We start from the raw sequence: 18,732 nt of genomic DNA on the forward strand, positions 1-18,732 counted from the left end.
CCATGCCATCCCCCACCGCCATCGTGATCGAGGACGAGCCGCAGATCCGCCGCTTCGTGCGCGGCGCGCTCGAGGCCGAAGGCTGGCTGGTGCACGAGGCCGGCACGCTGCGTGATGGGCTCGCGGCGGCCGGCACGCGCCAGCCCGACCTGCTGGTGCTCGACCTGGGCCTGCCCGACGGCGACGGTGTTTCGTTGATCCGCGATGTGCGCGGCTGGTCGGCGGTGCCGATCATCGTGCTGTCGGCGCGCAGCGACGAGGCCGACAAGATCGCCGCGCTCGATGCCGGCGCCGACGACTACCTGACCAAGCCCTTCGGCACCGGCGAACTGCTGGCTCGCGTGCGCGCCAACCTGCGCCGCCCGCGCGCAGCAGGCAACGGCGACGATCCGGCAGAAGCCCTGTTCCGTTTCGGAGAGGTCGAACTGGACCGCGCCGCGCGCATCGTGCGCCGCGCCGGCGCCGAGGTGCACCTGACGCCGACCGAGTACCGCCTGCTCTCCGTGCTGGTCGCCAACGCCGGCCGCGTGCTCACGCAACGCCAATTGCTGCGCGAGGTGTGGGGACCGTCGCACACTGACCAGAGCCATTACCTGCGCATCTACATGGGGCATCTGCGGCAGAAGCTCGAAGCCGATCCGGCGCAGCCGCGGCATCTGCTGACGGAGACTGCGGTGGGGTATCGGTTGGTGGTTTAGGGGGTGAGGGCAGCGGCATTCACGCCACCGCAGACCCCAAAAGAAGCTCAGCCCGCCAAGCCCTTGTTCGGATTCAGCAAGAACTTTTCCCCCGTCGCCTGCTTGCCATACACACCAATGGCATCCAGCTGCAGCGCCTCGAACAGAGAAACTTCCCGCGTGTAGTGGCTCGCAAACGTGGTCTTCAATTCAGCCACGACCCGCGCCCGCAAACGCTGCGTACCTTCATCCCCGAGCTTCTGCAGGAACGGAAACAGCAGCCATCCGCCCATGCCCCACGCCATCCCGAAGTTGCGCACGAACTCCGTCGGCGAGCGGTCGAGCCCGCCGTAGATGTACACCTGCTTGTGCGTGGTCGAGCCGTAGCGGCTGTATTCCTTGGCCGTTCGGTTCAGCGCCGCCTCCATGCAGCCGAGGATCTGGCCCGCGAGCTTGCCGCCGCCGGTGGCGTCGAAGGCCAGCGTGGCGCCTGTCTCGACCAGTGCCTGCGTCAGGTCTTCGATAAACGTGGGCGAGCTGGTGCTGCACACGTACTTCGCGCCGATGCCGCGCAGCAGTGCTTCCTGCTCCGGCTTGCGCACGATGTTGACCAGGTCGATGCCATCCTTCTGGCAGATCTTGTTGAGCATCTGGCCCAGGTTGGAAGCGGCGGCCGTGTGCACCAGCGCCTTGTGGCCTTCGCGCCGCATCGTCTCGACCATGCCGAGCGAGGTGAGCGGATTCACGAAGCACGATGCGCCTTCGGCCGGCGGCGTACCCGCGGGCAGCTCCAGGCACTGGGCCGCCGCCACCGCGCGGTACTGCGAATACATCGCGCCGCCGATGGCGGCCACCGTCTTGCCCAGCAGCGCTTGCGCCGCGGGCGACGAACCGGCCTTGACCACCACGCCGGCGCCTTCGTTGCCGACCGGCATCGACTGATCCAGCCGCCCGGCCATCGCGGGCATGCCACGTTCCGGCACCGTGGCCGTCACGACGGGACGCGCGGGCGTGCCGGAAACCTTGGCGGTGCTCATGTCCGCAGCGCCGAACAGCAGCCCCAGGTCCGACGGATTCATGGGCGACGCCTCGACGCGGATCACGACTTCGTGAGCCTGGGGTTCGGGAATCGGTTCGTCGTGCAGCGAGAGTTCGAGTTCGCCGTTCGCGCGAATGAGAGAGCGGAGTTGGAGTGCCATGGATGAGCCCCTTGTGGCCTTGTGAAAAAGGCAAGTTCGAACATGGCCCGGGGGCCACGGGGCGGCCAGTATAGGAGCGGCGTGCGAAAGCTGCAGGCGCCTTCAGGACACCATGGGGATCACCGGCGCATGGGCCAGCGCATGGCGCATCTTCTGGGGATCGAGCCGGTCGATGTAGCGCGGGATGTTGCGCCACAGCGTGTGGTAGCCGTAGCCGCCGCGGAACATCTCCTGCCGCGCGCTTTCCTTGTCCCAGCCCTGCACCGCCATGCGGTAGACCGCGGCGACCACGCCGGTGCGGTCGGCGCCGTGCATGCAGTGGATCAGCACCGGGCCCTGCTTTTCGGCTTCGCGAATGGCGACCAGCGCGCGCAGCACCTTGGCGTCATCGATCGACCAGGTGTTGATCGGCACGCGCACCAGGCGGATGTCGTGGCCCGCGAACACTTTCTTGTCGTCGTTGAAGGAGCGCAGGCTCACGATGGTGCGGATGCCGAGCGACTTGAGCGCTGCCACGTTGGCGATGCGAGGCTGGGCACTGCGATAGAGCGTGGGCGTGATGCGGTGCAGGTTCTCGACCTGCAGCACATCCAGCGGATCTGCCCAGTGCGAGGGACGTGGATCGGTCGTCATGAGGGCGAGCGGCGCCAGTGGCGCCCGAGGAGTATCAGCAGGGCGACCGCCAGGCCGCCCCAATAGTCGACCGGCGCACCCCAGATCCAGTGCTTGTGCCAGAACGCATCCACCGCATTGAACCGTGCCCAGCCGAAGGCCGGGTTGATGATGAACCACAGGAAGTCTTCGCAGACCCAGAACACGATCAGGCCCGCCACGGCCAGGCCCAGGTCGCGCAGCGTCCAGCGGCCGTTGAAGGCCAGCGGCGAGAAGAACACCAGCGCCATGAAGGTGAACACCCAGGCGTGGTAGCCCGTCATCGCGCGCCCGCCCCAGAAAATATCGAGCCAGATGCTGTTCTCGATGCGCCACGTGGGCAGCGAGGTGGCCCAGCCGGCGCCGCCCTCGATCTGGATCTCGGCGTTGGCAAAGAAGAACGCCATCGCCACCACCCATGCCAGGTAGCCGAGCGTGCGGGCCACGCCCGTCTTTTCCGCGCTGCCGTTCATTCCTGGCCCAGCACGTGGCGCAGCACCGTGGTCGCGGCGCGCGGCTTGCCGAGCGCGCGGCTGCGCCGGGCCATGTCCGCCAGCTTGGCGGGATCGGCCATCAGCCGCGCCACCTTGTAGTCAAGGCCGATGGTGTCGTAGGCGAGCCAGGCCGCGCCTTCTTCCATCAGGAAGCCGGCGTTGTGCTCTTCCTGCCCCGGAATCGGCGAGATCAGCAGCATCGGCTTGCCCAGCGCCAGGCATTCCGACACCGTGAGCCCGCCGGGCTTGGTGACCACCAGGTCGGCTGCGGCCATGAGCTTGTGCATCTCGTTGGTGAAGCCGATGGCGACCACGCGGCCCGGATGGCGGGCGGCCAGGGCCTGGAGCTTGCCGTGGGTCTCGGCGTTGCGGCCGGCCACGGCAATCACCTGCAGGCCGCTGTCGCCGCTGAGCGAGAGCACGCGCTCGACCATGCTCGCCAGGTCGCCGACGCCGGCGCCCCCGGATGCCATCAGCAGCACGGGCCGCGCCGGGTCGAGGCCGAGCGCCCTGGCGCAGGCATCGTGGGAGAGCGCCGGCGCATCGGGTTCGGAGAATGCGGGCATCACCGGAATGCCCGTCACGTGGATGCGCTCCGGGGGAATGCCGCGCGCGCGCAGCCTGAAGGCCACTTCGTCCGTCGCGGCCAGGTAGCCCTGCATGCCCGGCACCAGCCACATGTTGTGCAGGTCGTAGTCGGTGACCTGGAGCCACACCGGGTAGTCGATGCGGCCGCCATTGCGCTCGCGCATCAGCAGTTCGGCCGGCAGGAAGTGCGTGCAGACCACGGCGTCGGGCTTTTCGCGGCGAATCTCGCGCACCAGCGTGCCGGTGCTCAGCCGCTCGATGCCGCGGCGCAGGCGCTGCGAAGGCGCATGGTGCGGCGTGGCGTCGGAGCGCTGGTGCAGGTACGACCACAGCTCGGGGGCGCGGTTCACGAGCTGGATGTACCAGTCGGTGTACACCTTGCGGAACCCGCCGGCCACGTGGGCCATGGCGTCCATGTGGACGGCCGTGTGCGGCGGGGTCGATTGCATGGCGGCTTCGAGGGCTTGCGCTGCGCGCACATGGCCGTTGCCGGCGCTCACACTGAGGATCAGGATTTTTGTCATTCGGGTCCGGGCCGTCGGCGGGCCATTGGCGCGCATTATCCCCATGCATTGCGACACATTCCGGAGACAGCGCCGATGGGCGAAAATGTCCTGCGCACCGCTCCACCGGGCGTGACCTGCTCCCAACTCACCGCGCCCCCCGCATGACCGACGCCACCGCACCGATTCGCCTCAACAAACGCATGGCCGAACTCGGCATCTGCTCGCGCCGCGAGGCCGATGAGTGGATCGCCAACGGCTGGGTGAAGGTGAACGGCAAGCCGGCCGAGATGGGCGTGAAGGTGACGCCGGCCGACCGCATCGAGGTCGACAAGGCCGCCAAGGGCCAGCAGGCGAACCAGGTCACCATCCTGATCAACAAGCCCATCGGCTATGTGAGCGCGCAGGCCGAAGACGGCCATGAGCCGGCGGTCTCGCTGTTCACGCCGCAGAACCGCTGGGCCGAAGACAACACGCGCTTCTTCTTCAACCCCCAGCAACTGCGCGGCCTGGCGCCGTGCGGCCGGCTCGACATCGATTCCATCGGCCTCCTGGTGATGACGCAGGACGGCCGCGTCGCGCGCCAGCTGATCGGCGAAGACTCGGTGATGGAGAAGGAGTACCTGGTGCGCGTGGCCTACCACGGCCTCGGCCAGCCCGCGCCCACCGGCCAGCTCGTGCGCATGGACGACGACGATCCCGTCACGACCAATGTGCAGGCGGTCTTCCCGCCGGCGATGCTGGCCAGGCTGCGCCACGGCCTGAGCCTGGACGGCCAGCCGCTCAGGCCGGCGCGGGTCGAATGGCAGAACCCCGAGCAGCTGCGCTTCGTGCTCACCGAGGGCAAGAAGCGCCAGATCCGCCGCATGTGCGAGCTGGTCGGCCTGAAAGTGGTGGGCCTGAAGCGCGTGCGCATCGGCAAGGTGATGCTCGGCAACCTGCCCGTGGGGCAGTGGCGCTACCTCGGTCCGCACGAGAAGTTCTGAGTTCTCGCCGATGGCCGTGGTGCTGAGCCAGCGCGCGCTGAACCGGGCCACGCTGGCGCGGCAGATGCTGCTGGAGCGGCGCAGGGCGACGGTCGCGCTGGCCATCGAAAAGCTGGCCGGGCTGCAGGCGCAGGCGCCGAACCCGCCTTACATCGGTCTCTGGAGCCGGCTCGAAGGCTTTCGGCGCGAGCAATTGACCGACGCCCTGGAGAAGCGCCGCGTCGTGCGCATGTCGACGATGCGCGCGACCCTGCACCTGATGGCCGCATCGGATGCATTGGCCTGGCGGCCCCTGCTCGAACCCGTGCATCAGCGCGGCCTCGCGGGCGAGCACGCGCGGGCTCTCGAAGGCATCGACCGTGCGGCTGTGGTGAAGGCGGGGTGGGCGCTGCTGCGCGAAGGCCCGCTCACCGGTTCCGAACTCGGGCAGGCACTCGCGGCGCGCTGGAAAGACCGCCAGCCCGCCTCGCTCGCCGCACTCATCCGCAACAACGTGCCGCTGGTACACCTGCCGCCCGCGGGCAGCTGGAACTCGCACCAGAGCGCACGGCTGCAGCCCATCGGACAGTGGCTCGGCGAGTCCGCCGCCGATGCCGCGGCCGCCACGCAGGACGATCTGCTGCTGCGCTACCTGGCGGCCTTCGGTCCCGCCACGCTCGCCGATGCCGGCGCGTGGTCGGGCCTCACGGGCTGGAAGGCTGTGGCCGAGCGCCTGCGGCCGCAGCTGCGCATGTTCGTTGGCGAACAGGGCCAGGAGTTGTTCGACCTGCCGCGCGCGCCGCGTCCCGGTCCCGACGCCCCGGCGCCGCCGCGCCTCGTCGCCGAATGGGACAACCTGCTGCTCTCGCACGCCGACCGCAGCCGCGTGATGAGCGAGGCGCACCGTGCCCGGGTGTTCACCGTCAATGGCATCGTGCGCGGCACGGTGCTGCTCGACGGTTTCGTCGCGGGCACCTGGAAGATCGAGCGGGCGAAGAACGCAGCCACGGTGGTGCTGGAGCCCTTCATGCGCTGGTCCAAAGCCGACCGGCTCGGTGTGCAGGAAGAAGCCATGCGCCTGCTGGCCTTCGCCGCGGGCGGGGAGGGCGAGCGGCACGACGTCCGCGTGCTGTGACCCTTGTGCCTGCACGGCGTCTAAGCCCCGTCTAAGACTTGGCCTCTACGCTGCGCCGCGGCGCAGGGCCATGATCATCCCGATCACGTGCTACCTTGCGGTCCAAGGAGTCGACGCAATGCGTGTACTGCTGGTGGAAGACGACGAGATGATCGGGCGAAGCCTGAAGCAGGCGCTCGAGGGCGCGGGCTGGTCGACCGACTGGGTGCGCGACGGCGAGCTGGCGCAAAGCGCGCTCGGCGACGGCGACTACACCTGCGTGCTGCTCGACCTGGGCCTGCCGCGGCAGGACGGCACCGAGGTGTTGCGGCGCGCGCGCGAACGCGGCGATGCCACGCCGGTGCTGGTGCTCACCGCACGCGACGGACTCGACGACCGCGTCCACAGCCTCGACCTGGGCGCCGACGACTACCTGCGGAAGCCCTTCGAATTCCGCGAGCTGCTCGCGCGCATGCGGGCCGTGGTGCGCCGGCGCGACGGCGCCGCGCATTCGCTGATCGGAGGCGCCGCGCTGCAGCTCGACCTGACCACGCGCGAGGTGGTGGTCCATGGCGCGCGCGAGGCGCTCACGGCGCGCGAGTTTGCGCTGCTGCACGCCTTGCTCGAGCGGCCCGGCGCCATCCTTTCGCGCGAGCAGCTCGAGAACCGCATCTACGGCTGGGGCGAAGAAGTGACCAGCAACGCCATCGACGTGCTGATCCACGGCATGCGCCGCAAGCTCGGCGCGGATTCGATCCGCAACGTGCGCGGACTGGGCTGGCGCGTCGCGGCATGAGCGCCGCGCCGGGCCGCCCCAAGCAAGCTCGCACCGCAGTGCGGAGCACGGAGGTATGCCGATGACCTCAGCGCCGGGCTGCCCCAAGCAAGCTCGCACCGCAGTGCGGAGCACGGAGGTTTGCCGATGAGCGCCGCGCCGGTGCGAAGCACGAAGGTTTGCCAATGACCGCCACGGGCGGCGGCCGCTGGTGGCGCCCGCGCTCGCTGCGCACGCAGCTGCTGTTCTGGCTCATCACGCTGCACCTGGTGGCGGCGGCGATCACCGCGTGGTTCACCTTCGTGGCGTATGGCGACCTGATCCACAACGCGCTCGACGAGCAGATGCGGCTGGTGGCCGATTCCTATGCGGGTGGCGACCCGCCCCGGACCCCGCGCCCGCTCGATGCCGAGGCAGCCCTGGTGCGCGGCGCCTTCGTGGTTCAGCTATGGAGCGCCGACGGCCGCACGCTGCGCGCGAGTTCCTGGCCGCCGCTGGCCGTGGTGCCCTTGCAGCCGCAGCCGGGTTTTGGCGATGTGGGCACCGGCGTGCACCCGCATTCGCGCTGGCGCGTGTTCACGGCCGAACCCGGCGCGCGCGCCGACCAGCCGCGCGTGCAGGTCTTGCAGAACGAGGACTACCGCCGGCGCCGGACGCTGCGACGCGCGCTGCTCGAAGGCCTGCCCATCGCGCTGCTGCTGCCTCTGGCTCTCTTGATTCTGTGGCTCATCGTGTCGGCGGCGTCGCGTTCGCTCAGGGCGGTGGCGCGCGACGTGGCCTCGCAGGACGAGCGCAGCCCGACCGATCTTTCGCTGGCGCGCGTGCCGGACGAGATTGCGCCGCTGGTCCAGGCGTTCAACCAGCTGTTGTCGCGCGTCCGCAATGCCTTTGCCACGCAGCGCCGCTTCGTGCAGGACGCGGCGCACGAGCTGCGCACCCCCATGGCTGCCATCGGCCTGCAGATCGAGAACCTGCGCGCGCACGTGCCCGCCGGCGAAGCGACCGAGCGCTTCAATCAGCTCGAAGCGGGCGTCACGCGCGCGCAGCACCTGACCGAGCAATTGCTGAGCCTTTCGCGCCAGGATGCGCCTGGCCGCCCCACGTTGCGCGAGCCGGTCGACATCCAAACCCTGCTGCGCGAGAGCGTGAGCCAGCTGATGGTGCTGGCCGATGCGCGCCGCGTCGACATCGGATTCGAAGGCCGCATCGCGCCCGTGGTGATGGCGCCGCCCGCCGAGCTGCGCAGCGTGTTCGACAACCTGATCGACAACGCGCTGCGCTATGCGCCCGAAGGGGGCGTGGTCGATGTGCGGCTGCACGAGTTCGAAGGCCATGCGGTGGTCGACGTGCTCGACAACGGGCCGGGCATTCCGGCGTCGTCGATCGGCCGCGTGTTCGACCGATTCTTTCGCGTGCCGGGCGCGCCGGCGGGCGGCAGCGGGCTCGGGCTGGCCATTGCGCGCACGGCCGCCGAACGGCATGGCTTGCGCGTCGAGCTGCGCAACCGCGATGAAGAGGAAGGCGGCGGGCCGGGACTGATGGCGCGGGTGCACCTGCCTTCGTCATCCATGCCGCTCACGTCGGCCTAATTGATTGCTCACGGCCCGCTCAGTCCGGCTGCCTAGAGTGCGTTCAGGCCCTGCCACGCGCAGTTCGCGCGATGGCACGCGGCCGGAGACAACCCACAGCCACTCAGGAGCACACACCATGCGCACTTCCTTCAAGTTTCTTGCCCTTGGTTCCTTTGCCGCGCTCGCGGCGCTCGGTGCCGTCCATGCGTCGGCCGAGACGACTGACGGTTCGGACTATCACCCGTTGCAGATGAGTTCGCCCGAGAACCCCGACGTGCAGGCGGGCGCGATGGCCGCCGCGCGGCCAAGCGGCACCGAATCCATCGGCCAGTCGACCAGCGCGCCGGCCATGAACTCGACCATCCCGGTGTCCGATGTGCAGGCCGGTGCCTATGCGGCGTCGCACGCCACCGGCACCGAATCGATCGGGCAATCGACCTCGCTGCCGCTCGTGCAGTCGGCCAGCGGCGGCTGATCGGTGGCCGGAGACTTCAGTCGTCGTTGGTGTTGCTGAGCAGCACGCGGTAGATCACCGCGCCGACGATCGCGCCCACGATGGGCGCGGCCCAGAAGAGCCACAGTTCCGACAGGGCGTATGACGGGCCGAACAGCGCCGGCCCCGTGCTGCGCGCCGGATTGACCGAGGTGTTGGTCACCGGAATGGAGACCAGGTGAATCAGCGTGAGGCACAGGCCGATGGCCAGGCCCGCGAAGCCGCCGGCCGCGCGCCTGGCGGTGGATCCGAGGATCACGATCAGGAACACCGCGGTCATCACCACCTCGCACACCAGCGCGGCGGTCATGCCGTACTTGCCGGGCGAGTGCTCGCCATAGCCGTTGGTGGCAAAGCCGCCGACGTCGGCGCCGGGCTTGCCGGTTGCAATCAGGTAGAGCACGCCGGCCGCGGCAATGGCGCCCAGCACTTGCGCAACGATGTAGCCCGCGAGCTGCGAGGCCTTGAACCGCCCCGCGGCCGCGAGGCCGATCGACACGGCAGGGTTGAAGTGGCCGCCCGAGATGGGGCCGAGAGCATAGGCCCCCGTTACCACCGTGAGGCCGAACGCCAGCGAGACGCCCAGGAAGCCGATGCCCAGGTTGTTGGGAAAGGCCGCCGCGAGGACGGCGCTTCCACAGCCGCCCAGCGTGAGCCAGAAAGTACCTATGAACTCGGCCGACCACTTTTTGTAAGTGCTATGTTCCATGCTGTTGCGTCCTGAAGTTGAGAAAAGTGCATGGCCTACCGGCCATCGTGCGGGCGGATTCTAGGAACGGAATACGCATGCGTCATGCATGTTGTTGCAGCTAACGGAACCTGTTCACAAATCGGCGGCCTTTTGTTTCTGACACGAGGCGTGCAAGAGGCTATTGGCCCTCATCAAAGCGTGACGACGATCTTGCCGAACGCGCCGCGCGCGAGATGGTCGAGCGCATCGGGCAGCTCGGCGAAGGCATAGCGTGCCGCGATCACGGGCTTGAGCGCATTGAGGTCGATGGCGCGCACCAGCTCTTCGAGCGCGCGCCGATGGCCCACGCCGATGCCTTGCACCGCGATGCGGCCGAGCACCATCGCGTAGAACGATGCGCTCAGTGTCTCGCCGCCCAGCATGCCGATGATCGACACGCGGCCGCCCTGCGCCGTGGCCTGCAGCGAACGATCCAGATTCGGCCCGCTTGCGAGTTCGAGCACGTGGTCCGCGCCGCGGTCTTCGGTGAGCCGGCGCACTTCGGCCGGCCAGTCGCTGTCGCGCATCAGTACGTGTGTTGCGCCGAGCGCGAGCGTTTGCGCACGCTTGTCTTCGCTGCCCGAAACGACGATGGTGCGCGCGCCGTGCAGCCTTGCCAGCTGCAGGCCGAACAGCGCGACGCCGCCGGTGCCGTGGATCAGCACGGTCTGACCGGGACGCAGCGCGCCGGTCTCGGCCAGCGCGAACCAGGCGGTGAGGCCGGCGCAGGGGAGCGTGCTCGCTTCGGCGAAGTCCAGCGTGGCCGGCGCCGCCACCGCCCCGGCCGCATCGAGAAGCACGTGCGAGGCCAGCATGCCCGGACCGGGCCCGCCGAGCAGCACGGCTCCTGTTGGCCACTGGCCGTCGATCCAGCCGCCCCAGAAGGTGTTGACCACGCGGTCGCCGATGGCGAAGCGCTGCACGCCCGGGCCCGTGGCCACCACGGTGCCCGCCATGTCGGAGCCGGGCGTGAACGGCATGTCGAACTTCATGCCCATGCCGTCGCGGACCATCAGGAGGTCGCGGTAGTTGAGCGACACCGCGCCCACCCGCACGAGGATCTGGCCCGGTCCGGGCGTGGGGAGCGGCTGTTGGACCTGCTCGAGCTGCTCGCGGCCGAAGGAAGAAAGTTGCCAGCGGCGAAGCGTTTGAGGTTCCTGCATGAAAAAAGGACTCCTTCGAAAAAACAAGGGAGCCTTCATGCTATTGGCGACTTGGGTTATCCAGCGGTGGATAATTTTCAACTTCATGGTGCTGAAAAATATCCAATGAGCCAACGTCTCCAAGGCATCGAAGAATTCGTCGCCGCGGTGGAGGCCGGCAGCTTTGCGCGTGCGGCAGAGCGGCTGCACGTCACGCGCTCAGCGGTGGCCAAGAGCATTGCGCGGCTCGAGGCGCGGCTGGGCACGCGGCTCTTCTTGCGCACCACGCGTAGCCAGAGCCTCACGGAAGAAGGCCACGGCTTCTACGAGCGCTGCCGGCGCGCGCTGGCCGAACTCGATGCGGCGGAAGCCATGGCGGACGCCGCGCGCAGCACGGCCGCCGGGCTGGTGCGCCTGAGCATGCCGGCGATGCTCGGGCGCCTGAAGGTCGGGCCGCTGCTGCTCGCGCTGGCGCGCCGGCACCCCGGGCTTTCGCTGGAGCTTTCTTTCAACGACCGGCGCGTGGACCTGGCCGAAGAAGGCCTCGACCTCGCCATTCGAAGCGGCGAGCTGCCCGACAGCGCCGACCTGGTGGCGCGTCCGGTCGGCGTGCAATGGATGGTGCTGTGCGCCGCCCCCGCGTACCTTGCCGAGCGCGGGCGCCCCGCCGGCGTGGCCGAGCTCGGCGCTTCGGCGCACGAGGCGGTGCTCTACGCCCGCGACGGGCAGATCTCGCCCTGGCGCTTCCACGACGCCGACGGCCGGCTGGTCGAGATGGCGCCGCCTTCGCGGCTGCGCTGCGACAGCGCCGAGGTGCTGCTCGAAGCCGCCATCGGCGGCATGGGCCTGGCGCGCCTGCCGGCCTGGCTCGCGGCCGATGCGCTGGCCGCCGGCACGCTGGTGCGCGTGTTCGACGAGCCGCGGCCGTTCGGCTTCGAGCTCAACGTCATCCGTTCCCGCAGCCGCTACCTGCCCCACAAGACACGGGTGGTGGTCGACTGGCTGGCCGAGCACCTGCCGCCGCTTCTGGCGGCCCGCTGAGCGGCTTTGCCCGCTATCCTGCGGCCTGGGTCTTTCCAATAAAACCATTTGCAGGAGAAGAACGCATGCGCCCCTTTGCCACCAGGACTGCCGCGGCGCTTGCCGCATGCGCGGGCGCCGTGACGGTCTTCCTTTCTCCGGGCGCCGCGGCGCAGGGCACGGTGAACGCGCTCTGCAGCACCGATGCGGGCTGGTGCGAAGCGGCTGCCGCGGCCTTCACGCGCGAGACCGGCATCAAGGTGCAGCAGGCGCACAAGGGCACCGGAGAAATCGGCGCCCAGTTGCGCGCCGAGGCGGCCAACCCCAAGACCGACATCTGGTGGGGCGGCACCGGAGACCCGTTCCTGCAGGCCGCCGAGCAGGGCCTGCTCGAGCCCTACCGGCCGGCGTACATCAACGACCTGCACGACTGGGCAGTGCGCCAGTACGCCATGTCGCAGAACATGGTGGGCGGCTTCTACACCAGCGCCATCGGCTTCGGCTTCAACACCGACCTGCTCAAGAAAAAGAAGCTGCCCGAACCCAAGTGCTGGGCCGACCTGGTCAAGCCCGAGTACAGGGGCGAGATCGAGATCTCGCATCCGGCCACGAGCGGTACGGCCTACACCATCATCGCGGGCCTGGTGCAGCAGATGGGCGAAGACGCGGCTTTCGACTACCTCAAGAAGCTGCATCGCAACGTCACCAGCTACACCCGCAGCGGCCAGGCGCAGGCGCCCAACGTGGCCAAGGGCGAGGTGGCGATCGGCGTGAGCTTCATCTTCGGCTTCGAGCGCTGGCGATACGACAAATTTCCGGTGAAGACGGCCGCGCCCTGCGAAGGCACCGGCTACGAGGTGGGCGGCATCGCGCTGGTCAAGGGCGCTCGCAACAAGGAGAATGCCAGGCGCTACTACGACTGGCTCATGAGCCCGGCGGGCCAGGCGATCGGCGGCCAGGCCGGCAGCCTGCAGTCGCCCGCCAACAAGACCTTCAAGCCCGATGCGCGCATTCCGTCGATGAGCGACGTGAAGCTCATCAAGTACGACTTCGAGAAATACGGCAAGGCCGCCGAGCGCAAGCGGCTGATCGACCGCTGGACCCGCGAGGTCGAGTCGCAACCGAGATAGCTCGAAACAGGCGCCATAGGCGCGCTTGCGGCAGGTATTGTTTTTCGGGGCGGAAGCCCCAACTCGCAGAGTTGATAAGCCGAACGCGCCCCGGCGGCCGGCCGGCTTAGAATTTTTCAGTTCGACATTTCTTCTTTCCCATGGCTGATTCCTCCAACACGAAACTCCCGTTCCAGGCTGAAGTTGCACAACTGCTGCACCTCGTCACCCATGCGTTGTATTCCAACAAGGAAATCTTCCTGCGCGAGCTGGTCTCGAACGCTTCGGACGCCTGCGACAAGCTGCGCTTCGAGGCCATCGACCATCCCGCGCTGTATGAAGACCAGCCCAACCTGGACGTGCGCCTCAGCTTCGACAAGGCCGCGCGCACCATCACCATCACCGACAAGGGCATCGGCCTGTCGCGCCAGGAAGCCATCGACAACCTCGGCACCATCGCCAAGAGTGGTACCAAGGACTTCATGAGCAAGCTCAGCGGGGACCAGAAGGCCGACGCGCAACTCATCGGCCAGTTCGGCGTGGGCTTCTATTCGGGCTTCATCGTGGCCGACAAGATCACGGTCGAGTCGCGCCGCGCGGGCCTGCCGCCCGAGCAGGGCGTGCGCTGGGCGAGCGCCGGCGCGGGCGACTTCGATGTGGCCGACATCACGCGGGCCGAGCGCGGCACCAGCATCACGCTGCACCTGCGCGACGACGCCGACGAATACCTCAACGCCTGGAAGCTCAAGCAGATCGTCGGCAAGTATTCCGACCACATCTCGCTGCCCATCCTCATGGAAAAAGAGGAATGGAAGGAAGGCGAGAACGACCAGCCCGGCGACATGGTCAAGACCGGCGAATGGGAAACGGTCAACAAGGCCAACGCCCTCTGGAGCCGCAACAAGAAGGACATCACGCCCGAACAGTACGAAGAGTTCTACAAGACCATCAGCCACGACTACGAGGCGCCGCTCGCCTGGAGCCACAACCGGGTGGAGGGCAGCACCGAGTACACGCAGCTGCTCTACGTTCCGTCGAAGGCTCCGTTCGACCTGTGGAACCGCGAAAAGAGCGCGGGCGTCAAGCTCTACGTGAAGCGCGTCTTCATCATGGACGATGCCGAGGCGCTGCTGCCGAGCTACCTGCGCTTCGTGAAGGGCGTGATCGACTCGTCCGACCTGCCGCTCAACGTGAGCCGCGAACTGCTGCAGGAAAGCCGCGACGTGAAGGCCATCCGCGAGGGCAGCACCAAGCGCGTGCTCTCCATGCTCGAAGACCTGGCGAAAAAGCAGAAGACCGCACCCGAAAGCGCCGAAGGCAAGATCGACGTCGGCTCCGGGGAATCGGTGCCCGCGCCCGATCCGACCGAGGTCGCGGCCGACGTCACCGACGTGGTCGACAAGAAAGCCATGCCGGCTGCCGAGGCGGCGGCCGAGTACGCCGACGAATCGGGCAAGTACGCCAGGTTCTATGCCGAGTTCGGTGCCGTGCTGAAGGAAGGCCTGGGCGAGGACTTCGGCAACCGCGACCGTATCGCCAAGCTGCTGCGCTTTGCTTCCACCACCAGCGACGCGGTGAGCGTGAGCTTTGCCGACTACAAGGCGCGCATGAAGGAAGGCCAGGACGCGATCTACTACATCACGGCCGACACGCTCGCTGCCGCCAAGAACAGCCCGCAGCTCGAGGTCTTCAAGAAGAAGGGCATCGAGGTGTTGCTCATGACCGACCGCGTCGACGAGTGGGCGCTCAACTACCTCACCGAGTTCGACGGCACGCCTTTGCAGAGCGTGGCCAAGGGCGCGGTCGATCTCGGCAAGCTGCAGGACGAGGCCGAGAAGAAAGCCGCCGAGGAAGCCGCCGAGTCCTTCAAGCCGCTGCTCGAGAAGCTCAAGGAAGCCCTCAAGGACAAGGCCGAGGACGTGCGCGTGACCACGCGGCTGGTCGATTCGCCCGCCTGCCTCGTGGTGCAGGACGGCGGCATGAGCACGCAGCTCGCGCGCATGCTCAAGCAGGCCGGCCAGCCGGCACCCGACCTCAAGCCGGTGCTTGAAGTGAACGCCGAGCACGCGCTGGTGAAGAAGCTCGATGGCTCGGCGCATTTCGACGACCTTGCCAACATCCTGTTCGACCAGGCGCTCCTGGCCGAAGGCGGCCTGCCGGCCGACCCCGCGGCCTACGTGAGGCGCGTGAACGCGCTGCTGGTGTGAGCCCCCGGCCGCGCACCGCTCGCGCAACAGCCGCCGCCGCTGTGGCGGTGCCGCTGTTGCTCCTGGTGGGCGGCTGTTCGCACTATCACATCGGCATTCCGCTGGTGCCGGGGCTCTCGCTGGGTCTTGGCGCCACCAAGGACGGCAATTTCTCCGTCGGGCTCAACACCGGCTGGGGCCCGCTCGGCGCGGGCGTGGCGGTCAACAACACCGGTGTGGTGGCCGGCACCGCGGGCGTGGGTGTCGGCGTCGGCATCGGGCCGATCGGCACCGGCGTCGGCGTCGGCAAGAGCGTGGTGCTGCACGACCCCAATGCAGGGAAAGCCGGGTACGCGCCGGCGGGCGGCGCCGCACCAGTCACCACGGCGGCGATCGGGGCCACGGTCCCGGTATCCGGTACGTCCGGCATCACCGGCGTGGCTCCCGTGGCGACCATTCCGCCCGCGGCGCCGGTCACGGTCACCAAGGGGGGCGCGACCAGGCCGGCCGCCGCCGCACCGCAGGCAGCGCCGCAGCTTTCGTCGGTGCGCGTGTCTTACCGCACGCCGGCCGACGCCGCGGCCCTTCCGGCCGGCAGCCTCGGCACGCCGGGCAATCCCGTCGCGCCTTGATGGCATTCCTGGCTACTGCGCCAGTCGTTCAGGCGTACAGCGGCTCTTCCGCCATCTGCTCGCACTGCTCCTGCAGTACGAGGATCTGGCCCTTCCAGTAGTCGCTGGAGCCGAACCACGGAAAGTTGATCGGAAAGATGGGGTCTTCCCAGCGCCGGGCCAGCCAGGCGCTGTAGTGGATGAGCCGCAAGGTGCGCAGCGGCTCGATCAGCGCGAGTTCGCGGCGGTCGAATTCGCGGAACTGCTCGTAACCGTCGAGCAGGCCCGAGAGCTGCGCGGTGCGCTGCGCGCGTTCGCCCGACAGCAGCATCCACAGGTCCTGCACCGCGAAGCCGGTGCGCGCATCGTCGAGGTCGACGAAATGCGGGCCACCGCCCGGCCGGTCGGTGGGCGTCCACAAAATGTTGCCCGGGTGCACATCGCCGTGCAGCCGCAGCTTGCGCGGCTGGAACTCGGAAGCGGGGGCGTTCACCGCCAGCGCCGTGGCGGCAATCATGTCCAGCGCCTCGTTGCAGGCCTTTTCCCAGTCGCGCTGCACGTCGAGCGGCACCTTGTCGTGGCCCAGCAGCCAGTCGCGCGAGGCGATGCCGAAGGTCTGCAGGTCGAGCGGAGGCCGGGCCTCGAAGGGCTTGGCGCCGCCCACGGTATGGATGCGCGCGAGAAATCGGCCAACCCATTCGAGCACTTCGAAATCGTCGAGCTCCGGCGCGCGGCCGCCGCGATACGGGCTCACGCTGAACGCGAAGCCGCCGTGGCGGTGCAGGGTGGTGCCGTCGAAGGCCAGCGGCGCGACGGCGGGCACTTCGGCCGCTGCCAATTCGAGCGAGAAGCCGTGCTCTTCCAGGATCTCCGCCTCGCTCCAGCGTTCGGGGCGGTAGAACTTGACCACCACGGCCGGATGCGGATCCGGGTCTTCCAGGAACACCTGGTAGACCCGGTTCTCATAGGAGTTCAGGCCGGTGAGCCGGCCATCGCCGTGCAGGCCGAGCGTCGCGAGCGCGTCGAGCACCACGTCGGGCGTGAGGCTCTCGTAAGGATGTGTGTTGGCGGGCGCAGCGGGGGAGAGGGTCATGCAGCGATTGTCGCTACACGGGCCCTCGCGGCGTCACAGTCCGCCGGGTTGTTTGTAAAGCGAAAGGATATGCCCGGTGCGCGGGTCGCCCTTGCCGGCCAGTACCTGCGCGTAGGCGGCTTGCACCGCCTCGCCGCCGTGGTGGTGTTCTGCGTGCAGCCAGGGGTTGTTCGCGTCGGTCACCGTGGCAAGGAAGTTGCGCCAGGCGGCCACCATGCGCCGGCCGAATTCGTCCGCTCCCCATTCGGCGGTGCGCTTCTTGATCTGCGCCGGCGCGAAGAACAGCGTGGCGCGCGGGCCCGGCAGGTCCTTGCCCGCCCCCTGGGCGGCGAGCTGCTCGACGTGCGTACCGCCGATCGAGCAGCTGTACTTGAGGTTCGCGAACCGCGTGTGGATGGCCTTGCGCAGATCGCCGTTGCCGGCGAAGTCCACATAGACGGCGGGCGTATCGGCCGCGATGCGGTCGAGCGCGTCGTACGTCACCACGCGGTCGTAGCAGCCCAGGCTTTGGCAGAAGGCCACGTTGGCGGGCGAGGTCAGGCCAACCACCTCGATGCCTTTGCGCTGGTGCAGCTGGAAAGCCGTGCCGTAGGCCGTCTTGCTCGATGCGCTCGACAGCAGCATGGTGTTGGCGCCGAAGAAGTCGTTGTCGGCCATGAAGTCGTCGATCAGCCACGAGGTGATGAACAGCGGACGCAGCAGCGCCTGCAGGTCTTCGGTGTTCGTGGTGTAGAGCGGATCGGCGTTGCAGCGGAAATACTGGTTGTAGACCGCGGGCAGTTCGGCGCGGTGCGCAGCAGCGTCGGTGAAGCGCGCGGACGAGAGGCGGTCGGGGCTCAGCACCGCGCTCGAGGACATCGGCCAGTAGCCATAGAGCCGCTCACCCACGGCCACGCCGGGGTGCAGCGACTGCACCACGCTCGCGAAGCCCCACACCGGAATGCTGCCCCAGCCTTCTTCCTCGGAGGGAAAGAACTGCCAGTAGCTCATCGCATCGCCGAAGGCGGCGTAGGTGATGTTGTTGGAGGTGAGCGCAAAGCTGTCGATGCGCACGCGCACCTGGCCGTCGGCCAGCGGCTGGTCGGTGGCGGTGTGCAGGCGCGTGGTGGCGAGCTGGTCTTTGCGGACAAGGAAGCTGGTGGTGCTCATGGTGTCGATCTCCCGCGTGGTGTGAGTTTTGTTGCGTGCAGCCACATTAGCCAAGCTTGATGAAAGGCGCTATCGCATTCTGCGTTCCGGCGTCACCCGTGAGACAACCGCGGGCATGAAAAAAAGGCGCCCCGGCTCGTGGCCGGGGCGCCTCTTGTTGCGCGGGGCGCGGAATCAGGCGATCGAGATTTCGACGTCGATGTTGCCGCGGGTGGCGTTGGAGTACGGGCACACCTGGTGGGCGGTGTCGACCAGCTTCTGCTTCTGGTCTGCGTCCAGGCCGGGCAGCGTGATCGCGAGCTGGACGGAAATGCCATAGGCGGCGCCGCCGTTCGTCGGGCCGAGGGAAACCTTCGAGTCGATGGCCACGTCTTCAGGCACCTTGACGCCGATCTTCGGGCCGACGGCCTTCATCGCACCGATGAAGCAGGCGGCATAGCCGACCGCGAACAGCTGCTCGGGGTTGGTGCCGGGCTTGCCCGAACCGGGCGAGCTCAGCTTGACGTCGATGGCGCCGTCGCTGGACTTGCCTGCGCCGTCACGGCCGCCGACGGTGTGGGCTTCAGCGGTGTAGAGAACCTTGTCGAGCTTGGTGGTCATGGTGATTCCTTTGATGATGATGGAGGGGAGGGTGAAAAAAGCTTCGCTCTCTTTTTTGATCG

19 protein-coding genes are annotated in these 18,732 nt (G+C 68.2%); 10 read left to right on the plus strand and 9 right to left on the minus strand.

The window, feature by feature from the left end; genetic code table 11:
- Positions 1–2 precede the first annotated feature (2 nt).
- Positions 3–698 (plus strand): two-component system response regulator KdpE, encoded by a 696-nt coding sequence (gene kdpE, locus ACAM55_RS01050; RefSeq protein WP_369654280.1) that lies wholly within the window; start codon positions 3–5, stop codon positions 696–698.
- Positions 699–745: 47 nt separating this feature from the next.
- On the opposite strand, the gene ACAM55_RS01055 is transcribed toward kdpE, so the two are convergent.
- From ACAM55_RS01055 to ACAM55_RS01070, 4 genes are all read right to left on the minus strand, one after another.
- Positions 746–1,876, minus strand: coding sequence for a zinc-binding dehydrogenase (locus tag ACAM55_RS01055; protein ID WP_369654281.1), 1,131 nt, complete (start codon positions 1,874–1,876; stop codon positions 746–748).
- 102 nt (positions 1,877–1,978) lie between these two features.
- Entirely contained in the window at positions 1,979–2,509 is a 531-nt protein-coding gene (locus ACAM55_RS01060; RefSeq protein WP_369654282.1) for a tyrosine-protein phosphatase, read from the minus strand.
- Positions 2,506–3,000, minus strand: a complete 495-nt coding sequence (locus ACAM55_RS01065) for a hypothetical protein (RefSeq protein ID WP_369654283.1) — start codon at positions 2,998–3,000, stop codon at positions 2,506–2,508. The genes ACAM55_RS01060 and ACAM55_RS01065 overlap by 4 nt, the downstream gene beginning before the upstream one ends.
- Positions 2,997–4,133: a glycosyltransferase gene (locus ACAM55_RS01070; protein ID WP_369654284.1), complete on the minus strand. Its 1,137-nt coding sequence runs from the start codon at positions 4,131–4,133 to the stop codon at positions 2,997–2,999. Before ACAM55_RS01070 ends, ACAM55_RS01065 begins: the two co-directional genes overlap by 4 nt.
- 143 nt (positions 4,134–4,276) lie before the next feature.
- On the opposite strand from ACAM55_RS01070, the gene ACAM55_RS01075 reads away from it, so the two are divergent.
- The 5 genes from ACAM55_RS01075 to ACAM55_RS01095 all read left to right on the plus strand — a co-directional run bounded on the left by ACAM55_RS01075 (position 4,277) and on the right by ACAM55_RS01095 (position 9,012).
- On the plus strand, positions 4,277–5,098 hold the full coding sequence (locus ACAM55_RS01075) for a pseudouridine synthase (RefSeq protein ID WP_369654285.1): 822 nt from the start codon (positions 4,277–4,279) through the stop codon (positions 5,096–5,098).
- 10 nt (positions 5,099–5,108) lie between these two features.
- Positions 5,109–6,212, plus strand: a complete 1,104-nt coding sequence (locus ACAM55_RS01080) for a winged helix DNA-binding domain-containing protein (RefSeq protein ID WP_369654286.1) — start codon at positions 5,109–5,111, stop codon at positions 6,210–6,212.
- Positions 6,213–6,330: 118 nt separating this feature from the next.
- Positions 6,331–6,987: a response regulator gene (locus ACAM55_RS01085; RefSeq protein WP_369654287.1), complete on the plus strand. Its 657-nt coding sequence runs from the start codon at positions 6,331–6,333 to the stop codon at positions 6,985–6,987.
- Positions 6,988–7,151: 164 nt separating this feature from the next.
- Positions 7,152–8,555 carry a sensor histidine kinase gene (locus tag ACAM55_RS01090; RefSeq protein ID WP_369654288.1) on the plus strand — a complete coding sequence of 468 codons (1,404 nt, stop codon included), beginning with the start codon at positions 7,152–7,154 and terminating at the stop codon, positions 8,553–8,555.
- Positions 8,556–8,673: 118 nt separating this feature from the next.
- Positions 8,674–9,012 carry a hypothetical protein gene (locus ACAM55_RS01095; RefSeq protein ID WP_369654289.1) on the plus strand — a complete coding sequence of 113 codons (339 nt, stop codon included), beginning with the start codon at positions 8,674–8,676 and terminating at the stop codon, positions 9,010–9,012.
- A 16-nt stretch (positions 9,013–9,028) separates the two neighbouring features.
- Here ACAM55_RS01095 and aqpZ read toward each other — a convergent pair whose 3' ends face one another.
- Together aqpZ and ACAM55_RS01105 are read right to left on the minus strand one after the other, a co-directional pair.
- Positions 9,029–9,739: an aquaporin Z gene (gene aqpZ, locus ACAM55_RS01100; RefSeq protein WP_369654290.1), complete on the minus strand. Its 711-nt coding sequence runs from the start codon at positions 9,737–9,739 to the stop codon at positions 9,029–9,031.
- 173 nt (positions 9,740–9,912) lie between these two features.
- Entirely contained in the window at positions 9,913–10,923 is a 1,011-nt protein-coding gene (locus ACAM55_RS01105; RefSeq protein WP_369654291.1) for an NAD(P)-dependent alcohol dehydrogenase, read from the minus strand.
- Positions 10,924–11,028: 105 nt separating this feature from the next.
- Here ACAM55_RS01105 and ACAM55_RS01110 point away from each other — a divergent pair, with 105 nt between their 5' ends.
- The 4 genes from ACAM55_RS01110 to ACAM55_RS01125 all read left to right on the plus strand — a co-directional run bounded on the left by ACAM55_RS01110 (position 11,029) and on the right by ACAM55_RS01125 (position 15,849).
- Positions 11,029–11,943, plus strand: a complete 915-nt coding sequence (locus ACAM55_RS01110; RefSeq protein WP_369654292.1) for a LysR family transcriptional regulator — start codon at positions 11,029–11,031, stop codon at positions 11,941–11,943.
- A 65-nt stretch (positions 11,944–12,008) separates the two neighbouring features.
- Positions 12,009–13,052 (plus strand): ABC transporter substrate-binding protein, encoded by a 1,044-nt coding sequence (locus tag ACAM55_RS01115; protein ID WP_369654293.1) that lies wholly within the window; start codon positions 12,009–12,011, stop codon positions 13,050–13,052.
- A 140-nt stretch (positions 13,053–13,192) separates the two neighbouring features.
- Positions 13,193–15,238, plus strand: a complete 2,046-nt coding sequence (gene htpG / locus ACAM55_RS01120) for a molecular chaperone HtpG (RefSeq protein WP_369654294.1) — start codon at positions 13,193–13,195, stop codon at positions 15,236–15,238.
- Positions 15,239–15,285: 47 nt separating this feature from the next.
- Positions 15,286–15,849 (plus strand): hypothetical protein, encoded by a 564-nt coding sequence (locus tag ACAM55_RS01125; protein WP_369654295.1) that lies wholly within the window; start codon positions 15,286–15,288, stop codon positions 15,847–15,849.
- A gap of 28 nt (positions 15,850–15,877) precedes the next feature.
- On the opposite strand, the gene ACAM55_RS01130 is transcribed toward ACAM55_RS01125, so the two are convergent.
- From ACAM55_RS01130 to ACAM55_RS01140, 3 genes are all read right to left on the minus strand, one after another.
- Positions 15,878–16,921, minus strand: coding sequence for a serine/threonine protein kinase (locus ACAM55_RS01130; RefSeq protein WP_369654296.1), 1,044 nt, complete (start codon positions 16,919–16,921; stop codon positions 15,878–15,880).
- 33 nt (positions 16,922–16,954) lie between these two features.
- The gene (locus tag ACAM55_RS01135) at positions 16,955–18,070 is read right to left on the minus strand and encodes a DUF2855 family protein (RefSeq protein ID WP_369654297.1); all 1,116 of its coding nucleotides are present in this window, start codon (positions 18,068–18,070) and stop codon (positions 16,955–16,957) included.
- A 174-nt stretch (positions 18,071–18,244) separates the two neighbouring features.
- Positions 18,245–18,670 carry an organic hydroperoxide resistance protein gene (locus tag ACAM55_RS01140; protein WP_369654298.1) on the minus strand — a complete coding sequence of 142 codons (426 nt, stop codon included), beginning with the start codon at positions 18,668–18,670 and terminating at the stop codon, positions 18,245–18,247.
- Positions 18,671–18,732: the final 62 nt, after the last annotated feature.

Source organism: Variovorax sp. V213, assembly GCF_041154455.1.
Taxonomy (GTDB): Bacteria; Pseudomonadota; Gammaproteobacteria; order Burkholderiales; family Burkholderiaceae_C; genus Variovorax.

Coding starts and splice junctions, on each gene's coding strand:
- ACAM55_RS01105 (WP_369654291.1), bottom strand. CDS start 10,923: ATGCAGGAACCTCAAACGCTTCGCCGCTGGCAACTTTCTTCCTTCGGC.
- htpG (WP_369654294.1), top strand. CDS start 13,193: ATGGCTGATTCCTCCAACACGAAACTCCCGTTCCAGGCTGAAGTTGCA.
- ACAM55_RS01110 (WP_369654292.1), top strand. CDS start 11,029: ATGAGCCAACGTCTCCAAGGCATCGAAGAATTCGTCGCCGCGGTGGAG.
- ACAM55_RS01130 (WP_369654296.1), bottom strand. CDS start 16,921: ATGACCCTCTCCCCCGCTGCGCCCGCCAACACACATCCTTACGAGAGC.
- ACAM55_RS01090 (WP_369654288.1), top strand. CDS start 7,152: ATGACCGCCACGGGCGGCGGCCGCTGGTGGCGCCCGCGCTCGCTGCGC.
- ACAM55_RS01055 (WP_369654281.1), bottom strand. CDS start 1,876: ATGGCACTCCAACTCCGCTCTCTCATTCGCGCGAACGGCGAACTCGAA.
- ACAM55_RS01060 (WP_369654282.1), bottom strand. CDS start 2,509: ATGACGACCGATCCACGTCCCTCGCACTGGGCAGATCCGCTGGATGTG.
- ACAM55_RS01095 (WP_369654289.1), top strand. CDS start 8,674: ATGCGCACTTCCTTCAAGTTTCTTGCCCTTGGTTCCTTTGCCGCGCTC.
- ACAM55_RS01085 (WP_369654287.1), top strand. CDS start 6,331: ATGCGTGTACTGCTGGTGGAAGACGACGAGATGATCGGGCGAAGCCTG.
- ACAM55_RS01065 (WP_369654283.1), bottom strand. CDS start 3,000: ATGAACGGCAGCGCGGAAAAGACGGGCGTGGCCCGCACGCTCGGCTAC.
- ACAM55_RS01075 (WP_369654285.1), top strand. CDS start 4,277: ATGACCGACGCCACCGCACCGATTCGCCTCAACAAACGCATGGCCGAA.
- ACAM55_RS01135 (WP_369654297.1), bottom strand. CDS start 18,070: ATGAGCACCACCAGCTTCCTTGTCCGCAAAGACCAGCTCGCCACCACG.
- ACAM55_RS01115 (WP_369654293.1), top strand. CDS start 12,009: ATGCGCCCCTTTGCCACCAGGACTGCCGCGGCGCTTGCCGCATGCGCG.
- ACAM55_RS01080 (WP_369654286.1), top strand. CDS start 5,109: ATGGCCGTGGTGCTGAGCCAGCGCGCGCTGAACCGGGCCACGCTGGCG.
- kdpE (WP_369654280.1), top strand. CDS start 3: ATGCCATCCCCCACCGCCATCGTGATCGAGGACGAGCCGCAGATCCGC.
- ACAM55_RS01140 (WP_369654298.1), bottom strand. CDS start 18,670: ATGACCACCAAGCTCGACAAGGTTCTCTACACCGCTGAAGCCCACACC.
- ACAM55_RS01070 (WP_369654284.1), bottom strand. CDS start 4,133: ATGACAAAAATCCTGATCCTCAGTGTGAGCGCCGGCAACGGCCATGTG.
- aqpZ (WP_369654290.1), bottom strand. CDS start 9,739: ATGGAACATAGCACTTACAAAAAGTGGTCGGCCGAGTTCATAGGTACT.